Source organism: Micromonospora sp. NPDC050980, from assembly GCF_040653835.1.
Lineage (GTDB): Bacteria > Actinomycetota > Actinomycetes > Mycobacteriales > Micromonosporaceae > Micromonospora.
The window spans coordinates 50,755-63,978 of the sequence record NZ_JBFAGS010000009.1 but is presented as its reverse complement, the minus strand read 5'-3'; the positions used below and the strand labels follow the sequence as shown (position 1 = coordinate 63,978).

The 13,224-nt window shown below is 73.2% G+C and carries 12 protein-coding genes and 1 pseudogene; 6 read left to right on the top strand and 7 right to left on the bottom strand.

Translation table 11 applies throughout. From position 1 onward, the window contains the following. The first annotated feature begins 61 nt into the window (after nucleotides 1–61). Nucleotides 62–550 (top strand): glutathione peroxidase, encoded by a 489-nt coding sequence (locus AB0H28_RS16060; protein WP_358039857.1) that lies wholly within the window; start codon nucleotides 62–64, stop codon nucleotides 548–550. 61 nt (nucleotides 551–611) lie between these two features. On the opposite strand, the gene AB0H28_RS16055 is transcribed toward AB0H28_RS16060, so the two are convergent. After that, nucleotides 612–1,418: an SGNH/GDSL hydrolase family protein gene (locus tag AB0H28_RS16055; protein ID WP_358039855.1), complete on the bottom strand. Its 807-nt coding sequence runs from the start codon at nucleotides 1,416–1,418 to the stop codon at nucleotides 612–614. Between the two features lie 343 nt (nucleotides 1,419–1,761). Then, nucleotides 1,762–2,112 (bottom strand): DUF2203 domain-containing protein, encoded by a 351-nt coding sequence (locus AB0H28_RS16050; protein WP_358039853.1) that lies wholly within the window; start codon nucleotides 2,110–2,112, stop codon nucleotides 1,762–1,764. A gap of 170 nt (nucleotides 2,113–2,282) precedes the next feature. Here AB0H28_RS16050 and AB0H28_RS16045 point away from each other — a divergent pair. After that, nucleotides 2,283–2,427: pseudogene (locus AB0H28_RS16045) on the top strand (IS5/IS1182 family transposase); the annotation flags it as partial. A gap of 26 nt (nucleotides 2,428–2,453) precedes the next feature. Here the strand turns inward: AB0H28_RS16045 and proC are convergent. The 4 genes from proC to AB0H28_RS16025 all read right to left on the bottom strand — a co-directional run bounded on the left by proC (nucleotide 2,454) and on the right by AB0H28_RS16025 (nucleotide 5,798). Beyond that, nucleotides 2,454–3,266 (bottom strand): pyrroline-5-carboxylate reductase, encoded by an 813-nt coding sequence (gene proC / locus AB0H28_RS16040; RefSeq protein ID WP_358039849.1) that lies wholly within the window; start codon nucleotides 3,264–3,266, stop codon nucleotides 2,454–2,456. Nucleotides 3,267–3,348: 82 nt separating this feature from the next. Further along, nucleotides 3,349–4,377, bottom strand: a complete 1,029-nt coding sequence (locus AB0H28_RS16035) for a 6-phosphofructokinase (RefSeq protein ID WP_358040261.1) — start codon at nucleotides 4,375–4,377, stop codon at nucleotides 3,349–3,351. A 180-nt stretch (nucleotides 4,378–4,557) separates the two neighbouring features. Further along, nucleotides 4,558–5,061 carry a pyridoxamine 5'-phosphate oxidase family protein gene (locus AB0H28_RS16030; protein WP_358039846.1) on the bottom strand — a complete coding sequence of 168 codons (504 nt, stop codon included), beginning with the start codon at nucleotides 5,059–5,061 and terminating at the stop codon, nucleotides 4,558–4,560. Between the two features lie 239 nt (nucleotides 5,062–5,300). Continuing rightward, nucleotides 5,301–5,798, bottom strand: coding sequence for a polyadenylate-specific 3'-exoribonuclease AS (locus tag AB0H28_RS16025; RefSeq protein ID WP_358039843.1), 498 nt, complete (start codon nucleotides 5,796–5,798; stop codon nucleotides 5,301–5,303). Between the two features lie 243 nt (nucleotides 5,799–6,041). On the opposite strand from AB0H28_RS16025, the gene AB0H28_RS16020 reads away from it, so the two are divergent. Next, entirely contained in the window at nucleotides 6,042–6,734 is a 693-nt protein-coding gene (locus AB0H28_RS16020) for a Crp/Fnr family transcriptional regulator (protein WP_358039840.1), read from the top strand. A gap of 65 nt (nucleotides 6,735–6,799) precedes the next feature. Here the strand turns inward: AB0H28_RS16020 and AB0H28_RS16015 are convergent, their stop codons facing one another. Beyond that, nucleotides 6,800–6,997: a hypothetical protein gene (locus tag AB0H28_RS16015; RefSeq protein WP_358039837.1), complete on the bottom strand. Its 198-nt coding sequence runs from the start codon at nucleotides 6,995–6,997 to the stop codon at nucleotides 6,800–6,802. A 184-nt stretch (nucleotides 6,998–7,181) separates the two neighbouring features. On the opposite strand from AB0H28_RS16015, the gene AB0H28_RS16010 reads away from it, so the two are divergent. The 3 genes from AB0H28_RS16010 (at nucleotide 7,182) to AB0H28_RS16000 (ending at nucleotide 13,214) form a co-directional block, all read left to right on the top strand. Next, a complete protein-coding gene (locus tag AB0H28_RS16010) occupies nucleotides 7,182–10,646 on the top strand; it encodes an adenylate/guanylate cyclase domain-containing protein (protein WP_358040258.1) in 3,465 nt (1,154 codons plus the stop codon). A gap of 144 nt (nucleotides 10,647–10,790) precedes the next feature. Continuing rightward, entirely contained in the window at nucleotides 10,791–11,624 is an 834-nt protein-coding gene (locus AB0H28_RS16005) for a DUF308 domain-containing protein (protein ID WP_358039834.1), read from the top strand. A 171-nt stretch (nucleotides 11,625–11,795) separates the two neighbouring features. Beyond that, the gene (locus tag AB0H28_RS16000) at nucleotides 11,796–13,214 is read left to right on the top strand and encodes a trehalose-6-phosphate synthase (protein ID WP_358039832.1); all 1,419 of its coding nucleotides are present in this window, start codon (nucleotides 11,796–11,798) and stop codon (nucleotides 13,212–13,214) included. The last annotated feature ends 10 nt before the right edge of the window (nucleotides 13,215–13,224 follow it).

Sequence of the window (13,224 nt, the reverse complement as noted above, 5' to 3'; positions counted from 1 at the left end):
AGATGCGTCGATTTCACGGGTGGCGCGGGGCGAGCCGTCCGGCGGCCCGTAGCCTGGTCGGATGACCGTTTTCGACGTACCCATCGACGCCCTCGGCGGCGGCCCGGCCGATCTCGACCGCTACCGCGGCCGTGCCCTGCTGGTGGTCAACGTGGCGTCCCGCTGCGGCCTCACCCCGCAGTACACCGGCCTCCAGGCGCTCGCCGACGCCTACGCCGAGCGCGGGCTGACCGTGCTCGGGGTGCCGTGCAACCAGTTCGCCGGCCAGGAGCCGGGCGGCGCTGCGGAGATCGAGGAGTTCTGCCAGGTCAACTACGGCGTCACCTTCCCGCTCACCGAGAAGGTCGACGTCAACGGGCCGGACCGGCACCCGCTCTACGCCGAGCTGGTGTCCACCCCGGACGCCGAGGGGCACACCGGCGACGTGCGCTGGAACTTCGAGAAGTTCCTCGTCGCGCCGGACGGGGCGGTGGCCGCCCGGTTCGCCCCGCAGGTCACCCCCGAGGACCCGGAGCTGCGCGCGGCGATCGAGAAGATCCTGCCGGCGTGACGCACGGCGGAGCGGCATGCCTCCCCTGCGGGGGCATGCCGCTCGCGGTCCGACAGTGCGGTCAGCCGGCGGCGGAGCGGAAGACCGGGTAGTACCCGCCGGACTGCCCCGCGGCCGTCGGGTGGTAGGAGACGGTCAGGTTCAGCACGTTCAACGCGTGCAGCCACTTGGTGCCGTAGCTGCACAACTGGTGGCCGACGAAGATGGACCGGACGTCGGCGAACGTGAAGCCGGCGGAGGTGGCGGCCGTCCGGGTGATGTCGTCGAGCAGGTTGATGCCCTCGTTGATCTTCGCTCGCGAGGTCGCGGTGAGCCCGACGCAGACGGTGCCGAGCTGGTAGAAGACCGGGTAGCCGACCACCACGACGCGGGCCGAGGGGGCGCGGTTGCGGATGCCGTTGTAGACGTTGGCGAGCCGGCCCGGCATCTGGGTGCGGGCCACGTTCATGGCCGAGTTGACCGCCGCTACGCACTTCGACTCGCCCTGGAGGACGCAGGTGCTCATGATGTTGGCGAAGCCGACGTCGTTGCCGCCGATCGTGACGCTGACCAGCGTGGTGGTCGAGGAGAGCGCGGAGAGCTGGCCGTTGATGACGTCCGCCGTGGTGGCGCCGGAGCAGGCGACCGAGCGGTACGAGGCGGGTCGGATGTTGGCGTTGTAGAGCGCCGGATAGGCGTTCGTGCTGCGCAGGCAGTTGCCGCTCTCGGAGGTGTAGCTGTCGGCGCCGACGCCGGAGGCGTACGAGTCGCCGAGCGCGACGTAGCGGTCGGACGGGGACGCCTGGGCGGGGGCGGCGCCCAGGGTCAGCGTGAGCCCGACCGAGGCGGCCAGGGTCAGGGCGAGGGTGGCAAGACGGGATCTCCGCACGTCGCACTCCTGGGGGTGGGAAGTGGTGGTGAGAGATTGATATCAATGAGATCACCAAACATGGAAGATCACCGATTCCTGATCGGTGCCCATAGCGACTTTCGATACAAATCGCTGCCAGGCCAGCGCCCGGTGATGAAGATTTCCGCCGGTGCGTGCTCGCCCGGCCGGCGGTGCGTCCCGCCGGGCTCAGCCGCTCTCGGTGGGCAGCGTCAACCGCATCGCCGGGCGACGGTGCACCGGCCGCCCGGCGCGCTCGGCGCGTAGCTCATCGCGGCGAGCATCATCCCCCCGAGCCGGACCAACTCGGCGGCGTGGTCGCGCGACGCGGCTCGCCCACCGCTCAGATCGGGCGGCGGCCGGCGAAGCCGCACTCGACCCGGTGATACCAGCGGACGTCGGTGTCCCCCTCCAGCCAGCACCAGAGCACCGCCCGGCCGTCCCGCTCACCGGGGAAGTCGAGCAACACCGGGGCGATCCCCTTGACCTCGATGCCGTGCTGGTGGAACTCCTCCACGACGGCGTGCAGCCGGGCCTCCAGCGCCTTCACCTCGGCGAGCCCGCCGAGCGCGCTGGCGCCGTGGTCGGCCAGGTCGACCCGCAGCTCGGCGAGATCGGCACGAAGTTTGATCAGCTCGTCGACGCGGGGGCGCAGGGTGGCCACCAGGTGTCGCGCCTGGGCGAGAGTGAACACCGGGCCAGTATGGAGCACGACGTGGCCCGAGGGGCGACCCGTCATCCGAGCCTCGCGGAGGTGTTTCGCACGGGCTCCCGCAGGTCGGTCGCCGCACCCAGTCGGCGAAGCCGTCCCCGGTCGGGCGAGCCGGAATGCAGCAGCGAGCAGGCCGTCACCGCCCACGTGCCGGACGTGCTCGGCGGCGCTGCACCGACCGCGACGCAAAAGGTCGTGGACTTCTACCTGCACCTGGTCGCCGTACGTCAACCCATCCACCGCGCCCGGACCCTCTACCGCTGGGACACTCGCCCCACCAACCGACGCCTCAGGTGACACCTACCGCCGGTCGCTCTTATCCCTCAGTCGGCCTGGGCGGCCAGTTCGCGGGCCCGGTCGCGGGCCGCCTCCAGCGCCGCCAGCATGGCCGCGCGTACCCCGTGGTTCTCCAGCTCCCGGATCGCGGAGATGGTGGTGCCGGCCGGCGAGGTGACCGCCTCGCGCAGCTTCACCGGGTGCTCCCCGGAGTCGCGCAGCATGACCGCCGAGCCGATCGCGGTCTGCACGATCAGCTCGTGCGCCACCTGGCGCGGCAGGCCCAGCAGGATGCCGGCGTCGATCATGGCCTCGACCAGCAGGTAGAAGTAGGCCGGGCCGCTGCCGGAGAGCGCGGTGACCGCGTCCTGCTGCGACTCGGGCACCCGGACGGTCGAGCCGAGCGGGGAGAACATCTCCTCGGCCAGGGCCAGGTGTTCCCCGGTCGCGTACGCGCCGGCCGAGATGGCGCTCATCGCCTGGTCGACAAGGGCCGGGGTGTTGGTCATCACCCGCACCACCGGGGTGCCGTCGGGTAGGCGGCGGTTGAAGAAGCTGGTCGGCAGGCCGGCGCAGAGCGAGATCACCAGCTTGCCGGCGGGGACCTTGGGGCCGATCTCGTCGAGCAGCGCGGCGGCGTCCTGCGGCTTGACCGAGACGGCCAGCACGTCCGCCTCCGCGACCGCGGTCGGGTTGTCCACCACCCGCACGCCATAGCGGTCGGTCAACTCCTGGGCACGGGCCGGCCGCCGGGCGGTGGCGAGCAGCCGCTCGACCGGCCAGCCGGAGCGCAGCAGCCCGGAGAGCATCAGCTCGCCGATCTTGCCCGCGCCGATCACCGCGACCGTGTGCCCGCCCACCGCGCCTCCTCGTCCGACTGTTAAAAGGGGGCCCCTGCTATACGCCAGGCGTTAACAGGGGGCCCCTCCTTACACCAACACCTCAGCTGCCGAAGAAGACCTCGGCCTCGGCGTACCGCTCCAGCGGCACGGTCTTCAGCTCGGCCGTCGCGTCGGCCAGCGGGACGCGGACGATGTCCGTGCTCTGCATCGCGACCATCTTGCCCCAGTCGCCCTCGTGCACCGCGTCGATCGCCTGCAGGCCGAGCCGGGTGGCGAGCACCCGGTCGAACGCGGTCGGCGTGCCGCCACGCTGGATGTGGCCGAGCACCACGGTGCGGGCCTCCTTGCCGGTCTTGGCCTCAAGCTGCTCGGCCAGCCACTGGCCGATCCCGCCGAGCCGGACGTGGCCGAACGAGTCGAGCTCCTGGTTGTGCAGCACCATCTGGCCGTCCAGCGGCTGGGCGCCCTCGGCGACCACGACGATCGGGGCGTACTGGTGCTGGAAGCGCTTCTCGACGTAGCCGGCGACCTGCTCGACGTCGAACTGCCGCTCCGGCAGCAGGATCACGTTGGCGCCGCCGGCGAGGCCGGCGTGCAGGGCGATCCAGCCGGCGTGCCGGCCCATCACCTCGACGACGAGCGTGCGGTGGTGGCTCTCGGCGGTGGTGTGCAGCCGGTCGATCGCCTCCATCGCGATGTTCACCGCGGTGTCGAAGCCGAACGTGTAGTCGGTGGCGCCCAGGTCGTTGTCGATCGTCTTCGGCACGCCGACCACGTTGACGCCCAGCTCGTGGAGCTTGGTGGCGACGCCCAGGGTGTCCTCGCCGCCGATCGCGACCAGGGCGTCCACGCCCTGTGCGGCCAGGTTCTCCTTGATCCGCTCGACCCCGTTCTCGATCTTGAACGGGTTGGTCCGGGACGAGCCGAGAATGGTGCCGCCGCGCGGCAGGATGCCGCGCACCTCCGCGATGCCCAGCGGCTTGGACAGGCCCTCCAGCGGGCCCTTCCAGCCGTCCCGGAAGCCCACGAACTCGTGACCGTAGGTGGCGACGCCCTTGCGGACCACCGCCCGAATCACCGCGTTGAGACCAGGGCAGTCGCCGCCGCCGGTGAGCACGCCGATACGCATGATCTGCTCATCCTCCTGAAGCATCAGGTGAAGCCCGGTTCTAAGCCCCAGGGTATGTGTCGGATCAGACCATCGGCGCCGTTGCCGGCCCGGGGCGGGCCGTCACTGCGCACTGTAGTCGGCGCGGGTGTGCGCCGGCACCGCGCCCCGGGTCGTCCCGCCCGCCGGGCCGGCTACCGGTCAGTAGCCGACCTCCTGGTTCTCCCCCGCCTTCGGCGGCTTCCCGGTCACCGCCGCTTTGGCGAAGCCGAGCAGGTTGACCACCGTGCTGCCCGGGGAGTCCCAGTACTCGGCGGAGCCGGCGTGCACCTTGATCAGGGTGAGCCCCGGCGTCTGGAGACCGTCCGGGAACCAGGCCTTGAGCACCGGGTTCCACAGCTCCTCGGCGCGGGCCGGGTCCCACTCCTCGGTGGCGGTCCCGGCCACCGACACCCAGGCGTTGTGCTTCTGATCGGAGAAACCGACGTTGACCTGCGGGTTCACCCGAATCTGGCGAATCTTGGCGGAGTCGGCGTACGCGAAGAACCACAGGTCGCCGTCGAAGTCCGCCTCCTGCAGGCCCATCGGCCGGCTGACCAGGCGCCCGTCGACGGCGGTGGTGGTGAGCAGGCAGATCCGGGCGTCCCGGATCAGCTCGGTGACCTTGCGGCGGGCGTCGGTTGCGCTGGTCGGCTCGTTGCTCATGGCACCCTCCTCGGATCGGCGTGATGCCGCTCCGGTGCCCCGGGCAGAACGGGTCAAACCTGCCGTGCCGGTTCGGCAGGCGCTCACGGCCCTCGCTGCGCTCGGTGCGTTCGCACCTGCGGTGCCGGTTCGGCAGGCGCTCACGGCCCTCGCTGCGCTCGGTGCGCTCGCACCTGCGGTGCCGGTTCGGCAGGCGCTCACGGCCCCCGCTGCGCTCGGTGCGTTCGCGCCAGCACCGCTCAGCGGGTGGTCATGGCCCGCCAGCGGGCCAGATTGTGCCGGGCGTCGACGAGCGCGTCGTGGCGGCCGGACTCGGCCTCCGGCAGCCGGGGCCGGCCCCGGTCGTCCCAGAGTTGGCGCAGCTCCTTGGTGAACCGGGGGATCTCCCGCGGCAACGCCGGCATGGCGCCCCAGAGCTGCGCCAGCACCACGTGGTCGTAGGCGGCGTACCAGGCCCAGAGTTCGAGCTGCTCGGACGGCCGGTCGCGGACCGGGGCGAGCAGGAACTCGTGCAGGTCGTCGCGGATCCGTTCCCGCGAGCGCCAGGCCCGGTCGGCCGGCGACGGGAGCTTGTCCAGCACGTGGCGGCGCACCCAGGGCACCGCCCGGGAGTCGTCGAACTCGGTGGAGACCGCGTAGAACTCGCGGCCGTACTCGTCGACCACGCCGATCGACACCAGGTCGACCGTGCGGCCGTCCTCGATGAACTCGCAGTCGTAGAAGTAGCGGTAGACCATCGCACCCATCCTCGCCCATCGGCCCCGCCGGGCCGCCGTCGGGGCGTCGACCGAGGTCGGCGCGGCGCCGGCCGACGGCCGGCATGGTCACGGAAGTGTCTCCAGGGGTGTACAGCACGCTACCGGGACGTCATGATCTGATGTGTACCGCCGTCGGGCGCCGAACCGGTTGAGCTGCCTCGTCCGGGACTGACAGCTTCACCCGGTGTGCGAGTGGTGACTTCTGACCGGGGAGGGGTTGGCGTGGAGTCTCGCATGCCGGAGCCAGGCGACGCGCTCACGGGCGTGGAGATGTTCGCCGGGCTGGAGCCGGAGGTGCGGCAGCGGGTCATCGCCGCGGCCGTGCCACGCACCTACCGCAAGGGGCAGCTCCTCTTCGTCGAGAACGACCCCGGCGAGTCGCTGATCGTGCTGCGCCGGGGCGCCGTGGCGGTGTTCCGCACCGCCCCCACCGGCGAACGGGCCGTGCTGTCGGTGATCCGACCCCCGGACGTGCTGGGCGAGGTCTCCCTGCTGGACGCCTCGACCCGGTCCGCCTCGGCCGAGGCGATCGAGGACTGCGCCGCGCTGGCGCTGTCCCGCCCCGCCTTCATGGAGCTGGTGCACTCCAACCCGCGCATCCTCGACGCGGTGATGCGCTCGCTCGGCCAGTTGATCCGCCGGCTCACCGAGCAGAACGCCGACCACGTCTTCCTCGACCTGCCCGGCCGGGTGGCCAAGACGCTGGTCCGGCTGGCCGGCGAGAGTCAGGCCCCGATGATCACCATCGAGCTCAACCAGAGCCAGCTCGCCGAGATGGCCGGCGGCTCGCGGCAGAGCGTCAATCAGGCCATCGGCTCGTTCGCCAGCCGCGGCTGGCTGCGTACCGAGGGTCGCCGGATCGTGGTCACCGACGTGGCCGCGCTGCGCCGCCGCGCCGGCATGAGCGACCGCTGAGCCGCCGACGGCGGGGCCCGGCGATCGATCCGCCGGGCCCCGCCGTCATGAACCGCGTCGTCGCGTCACTTGTCCTCGGTGTCGGCCGGCGGCGCGGTCGGGCCGGGGCCGATCTTCGACGGGTCGGTCTTCTTCGGCGGCGTGGTCGTCGTGGTCGTGGTCTCGGACGATCCGCTGCTCGTGGGCTGCTCCACCATGCCTTTTTCCTCCAGTTCGGCGAGCGTGACGGCATCCACGTCGACCGTGTCGCCAGTGGCCCACACCGTCCCTCGTGGATCGGTCCAGGGGGCGGAAAGCCGGACGTGCACGGCACTCTCCCTGTCGACGGGACTTCCTGCTAGGGGAGACTAGACCCGGCCGAACAGCCGTGACGTCCCGTCGACCCGTCGGGTACCCGACTGCCAGGTCGCGCGGGACACTGGGTACCTCACGCGTACGGAGCCGGACATCGACCTCACCTGTGGACACTGCGCCCGGAGCGCCGGGCCGGACGACCGCTTCTGCGGCGGGTGCGGCCGGCCGCTCGCGGCGGCCTGCCCGGGCTGCGGTCACGCCAACGACCCCGGCGCCAACTTCTGCACCAACTGCGGTCAGCCGCTGCGCGACCACGCGGTAGCGGTGCAGGAGGACCGCCGGCAGGTCAGTGTGCTCTTCATCGACATCGTCGACTTCACCACGTACGCCGAACGGGCCGACCCGGAACAGGCCCGCGGGTTGCAACAGGCGTACTTCGCCACGGTGCGCCGGCTGGTGCACCAGTACGGCGGGGTGGTGGAGAAGTACATCGGCGACGCGGTCATGGCGTTGTTCGGCGCGCCGGTGGCCACCGACAACGACGCGCTGCGCTGCGTACGCGCCGGGCTGGAGCTGCAGCGGAGCCTGGCCCGGCAGCCGTCCGGGCCGCACCCTCCGCTCGGCTTCCGGGTCGGCATCGCCACCGGCGAGGCGCTCGTCGACCTGGCCGCGGCGCGCGACGGCGGCCAGGCCTTCGTCACCGGCGACGTGGTCAACACCGCGAGCCGGTTGCAGGCGCTGGCCCCGGTCGGCGGCGTGGTGGTCGACGAGAGCACCTGGGGGGCCACCCGGCGCGAGATGGAGTACGCCGACCAGCCGCCGGTGACGCTGCGCGGGCGGTCCGCGGTGAGCCGGATCTGGCTGGCCGTGCAGGCCCGGCCCCGGCGCGACGACCAGGGCGCCGAGCTGACCCCGATGGTCGACCGGGACCACGAGCGGGGGCTGCTGGTCAGCGCGCTGCACCGCACCATGACCGAGCGCACCTCACAGCTGCTGACCGTCTTCGGGCCCGCCGGGGTGGGCAAGAGCCGACTGCTGCGCGAGCTGGCCCGGCACGCGGCGAGCCTGCCCGGCCCCCGGGTCAGCTGGCTGACCGGTCAGTGTCCGCCGTTCGGCGAGAACGTCACCTACGCCGCGCTCGCCGACATCGTGCGGCGCTGGGCCGGGCTGACCGGCGCCGACGACCCGGTCGCCGCCCGGGAGCGCCTGCGCGAGCGGTTGGGGCGGCTCGCCGACCCGCACGCGGTCCGGCTGGCCGAGGCGCTGGGCCCGCTGCTCGGCCTGCCCGGCGAGCGGCTCACGTCGGCCGAGACCGAGGCGGCGTGGCGGCGTTTCCTGCTCGCGCTGGCCGCGACCGGCCCCACCGTGCTCGTCTTCGAGGACATGCACTGGGCGGACGAGGCGATGCTCTCCTTCGTCGAGCAGCTCGGCGCGTCGGCCCGTAACGTGCCGCTGCTGGTCGTCGCGACCGCCCGGCCGGAGCTGCGCGAGCGGCACCCGGCCTGGACCGGCACGATCAGCGGCGCGATGTCCATCTCGGTGCCACCGATGCACGACGGCGACATCGGCACCCTCTACTCGCTGCTGCTCGGCCAGGCCACGCTGCCCAGCGACGCCCGCGCGCCGCTGATCGAGTTCGCCGACGGCAACCCGCTCTACGCCCAGGAGTACGCCCGGATGCTGCTCGACGGCGGGCTGGTCGAGCGCACGAGCACCGTGGCGCGGCTCGGCCCGGCCGGGGGCGCCGGGATGCCGCGTACCGTCCAGGCGGTCATCGCCAACCGGCTCGACCTGCTCGACCCGGCCGACCGCGCGGTGCTCCAGGCCGCCTCGGTGGTCGGCGTGCAGTTCTGGGCGGCGCCGGTGGCGCTGGCCCTGGGCCGGCCCGCGGAGTGGGTGGCCCGGGCGCTGCACCGCCTCCAGCGGCGCGACCTGGTCTTCGAGCTGCCCGCCTCGACCATGCCGGGCCAGCCGGAATACCGGTTCCGGCACGTGCTGGTCCGGGACGTCTGCTATCAGCGACTCCCCCGGGCCGAGCGGGTCGCCCGGCACCAGCGCGCCGCCGACTGGTTGGAGCAACTCGCCGACGGCCGGCAGCACGACCTGGCCGAGGTGGTGGCCAACCACCGCTGGGCGGCGCACGAGATCGCCCGCACGGTGGGGCTCGACCAGGCCCCGCACGCCGCCGCGACCCGGGCCGCGCTGCACCGGGCGGCCCGCCGGGCCTACGAGCTGCACGCGCTGGACACCGCCGCCACGCTCGTCGAGCGCGCGCTCAGCGTGGAGTGCGGCCCGGACCCGGCGCTGGAGCTGTTCCAGGCCGAGCTGACCTTCTACGCCGACCAGGACGGGTTCCTGGTCGACGGCGGCACCGCCCTGCTCACCGGCCTGGCCGGGCGGCTGGCCGACGCCGGTGACCTGCCGGGCGCGGCGAAGGCGTGGCGGCTGCTGGCCACCGCGGCGTGGGCCCGGGCCGACCGGTCGGAGACGCTGCGCTGCCTGGACCGGGCGATCCGGCTGCACGCCGCGCTGCCGGACAGCGAGGACAAGGTCGGCGTGCTGCTGGAGCTGGCCCGGGCGCACATGCTCGACGCCGAGACCGAGCCGGCCTGCGCCGCCGCCGGCAGCGCCGCCGAGCTGGCCGAGCGGTTGGAGCTTCGCGAGGCGCGGGCCAACGCCCGGATCACCCTCGCGGTGGCCCGCTACCAGGCCGGCGTCGAGGAGGCGTACGCCGAGTTGGCCGAGGTCACCGAGGAGTGCCGGCTGGAGCGGCTGACCAGCCGCCGGCGGGCGGTGCAGAATCTCGCCTGGGCGTTGCAGGAGGAGGGGGACCTGGCCGGCTCGGCCCGGCTGGTCGACGAGCAGCGGTCCCTGGACCTGGGCGGCGAGCACGGGCTGACGATCGGCTTCGCCGACCAGTGGGCCCGGTCCTACTACAGCGGCGACTGGACCGCGGCGCTGCGGATGGCCGAGGGTTCCACCCGGCGTCCGACCGACGAGTGGGACCTGCACATCGTGGCGGTGTCCGGCTGGATCCGGGCGTTGGGTGACGGCCCTGCCGGCGGCGGCGACCCCGACCTGGTGGACCAGGCGCTGGTCGCCGCCCGGCGCAGTGGTTTCCACCGGGTGCTGAGGTCCACGGTGGCCCACGCCGCGCTCTGCCGGGCGGTGCAGGGCCGCCGGGACGACGCGCTCGCGCTCCTCGCCGAGCTGGACGAGGACTGGCGGCGGACCCGGATGATCCCGTTCGCCGAGTGGGTGCCGGCGGTCGGCCACGTCGCCGGCCTGCTCGGCGGCGACGCCGCGGTGCTGGTGCGCGACCTGCTGGGTCGCGCGCCGCGCGCCACCCGCTGGGCGCGGGCGGCCGGCCGGTCGGCGGACGCGGCGCTGGCCCGGCACGACGGCGACCTGGCCCGGGCGGGCCGGTTGTTCACCGCCGTCGCGGCGGACTACGCCGGGATGACCGACGTCACCGACGAGATCATCGCCGCCGCCCTGGCGGCGGGGCCGTTGGCCGAGGCGGACCCGGAGGCCGCGACGCGGACACTGGCCCGGGTCCGGGCGTTCGCGGACCGGCACGCCGCCGGCGGGCTGCTGCGCGTCGCCGGGGCCGGTTGACCTCAGGCGAGCCCCGGACGGGTACGGTTTTCGGCTTTGGTGGTGAAGGTGACTTTTCGCCGCGCCACAACGCACTCCCGGAACCGGGCCCGGACGTGTCAGGATTCAGGGCACGGCGTCAGGCCGCGATGAAGGGGGTGTCCGGTGTCAGGGGGCGGGCCCCGCCGAGGGCGGCGGGACAACGGGCTCGACGCGGCCGAGTACGCGGTCGCGGGCGACGTCGATCCGCGCGTCGGCGAGCACCTGCTCGACGTGCTGGCCGCCGGCGGCATCGCCGCCTACCTCCAACCCTCCGCCGACCTGAATCCGGTGACCCGCACCACCACGGTGCCGGCCCGCCCGGTCGACCGGCTCTACGTCGACCGGTTCCACCTGAGGACCGCCCGCGACTACCTCACCCAGCTCGCCGACGAGGGTGGCGAGCCGCCGCCCGACGAGCCGGACATCGAGGCCGAGTGGGCCAAGATCGTCGCGGGGTTCCACACCGCGCCGGCCGCTGGCGGCAACCCCTGGCCCGCCGCCGAGGACGTCGACGACCCGGCCGCGCCGGGCGGTGGCGCCACCGGCCGCGCCGACGAGCCGGCCGGTCCGACCGCCACCGACGTACGCCGGCTGCCCTACGCCGCGGACGTCTCCGGCATCTCGGTCAGCCGCGACCGGCACGACGAGCCCTCCCTGCTGGACGGCCTGGACACGTTCGGCGCCGGCCTGCCCGACGACGCGTCGGCCGAGGAGCACTACACCCCGCCCCCGCCGCCCCCGCTGCCGCGTTTCTCGAAATACGCCGTGCTCGGCGTGCTCAGCATCGTGCTCGGCTTCCTGCTGTTCCTGTCCCCCACCGTGATGTCGCTGGTCGACCCGCAGGTGGTGACGCTGCTCGGCTTCACCGGCATCCTGGCCGGGTTCGTGATGCTCATCTGGCGACTGCGCCCGGGCGACCGGGACGACCACGACCCGGACGACGGCGCGGTCGTCTGAGCGGCGTCCGGGTGCCTGCCCGGATCGCGGGACGGCAGACGCCCCGCGGCTGGCGGGTAACAGGGGTGTAACTTACGGTCAGTAGGAATACCGCTGAACGTCACGTCCCGCACCGGCTGTCCGGTTTGCGCTTGATCCGGTCGCCGGTCCCCCTGCTGAGCGGATTGCCCGATGCGACAGAGTCCCCTCGTGGTGGTGGCCAACCGCCTCCCCATCGACGACAGCGTGGCGCCGGACGGCGCCTTCGAGTGGCGCCGCAGCCCCGGCGGCCTGGTGAGCGTCCTGCACCCCCTGCTCCGGCACACGCCCGCCACCTGGGTCGGCTGGGCCGGTGGCACCGGCCCCGCTCCCGACCTGCCCGACGTGGACGGCGTCCGGATGCGCTCCGTCGCGCTGAACGCCGAAGACTTCCGTGACCACTACGAGGGCTTCGCCAACGCCACCCTCTGGCCGCTCTACCACGACGCCGTCGAGCAGCCGGAATACCACCGCCGCTGGTGGGAGGCCTACCAGCGGGTCAACCAGCGGTTCGCCGAGGCCGCCGCCGAGGTGGCCGAGCCGGGCGGCCTGGTCTGGGTGCAGGACTACCACCTCCAGTTGGTGCCCGGTCTGCTCCGCGCGCTCCGCCCCGACCTGCGGATCGGCTTCTTCCTGCACGTGCCGTTCCCGCCGCCGGAGCTGTTCATGCAGCTCCCCCGCCGCTCCGAGCTGCTGCGCGGGATGCTCGGCGCCGACCTGATCGGCTTCCAGCGGGCCCAGGCCGCGCACAACTTCGCCCAGCTCGCCACGAAGGTGCTCGGCCTGTCCGCGACCGACCGGCGGATCGGCGTGGACGACCGGGTGGTGCGCATCGGCGCCTTCCCGGTCGCCGTCGACACCGCCGAGGTGGCCGCGCTCGCCGCCCGGCCCGAGGTCGCCGATCGGGCCCGCCGGCTGCGGCAGGATCTCGGCCAGCCGGAGAAGGTGATCCTCAGCGTCGACCGGTTGGACTACACCAAGGGCATCGAGCAGCGGCTCAAGGCCTACCGCGAGCTGCTGGCCAGCGGCGACGTCAAGGTCCGGGACACGGTGCTGGTGCAGGTGGCGGTGCCCAGCCGGGACCGGGTGGCGCAGTACCAGATCCTGCGTGACCGGGTGGAGCACCAGGTGGGCCGGATCAACGGCGAGTTCGGCCGGGTCGGCGAGCCGGCGATCCACTACCTCAGCCAGCCGTTCGACCGCGCGGAGCTGGTGGCGCTCTACCGGGTCGCCGACGTGATGGCGGTGACCCCGTTGCGCGACGGGATGAACCTGGTGGCCAAGGAGTACGTGGCGGCCCGGGTCGACGACACCGGCGCGTTGCTGCTCAGTGAGTTCGCCGGTGCGGCCGCCGAGCTGGAGCAGGCGTACCTGGTCAACCCGCACGACCTGGACGGCCTGAAGCAGGGGCTGCTCGCCGCGCTGCGGGCCGGCCCGCAGGACGTGGCGACCCGGATGCGCGCGATGCGCGAGCACCTGGCGCACAACGACATCCACGCCTGGGCGGCGTCCTACCTGAGTGCCCTGGAGGAGAGCGGGTCACTCGTCGCCCGCCGGGCCGCCGGCCGCTGAGCCGACGCCC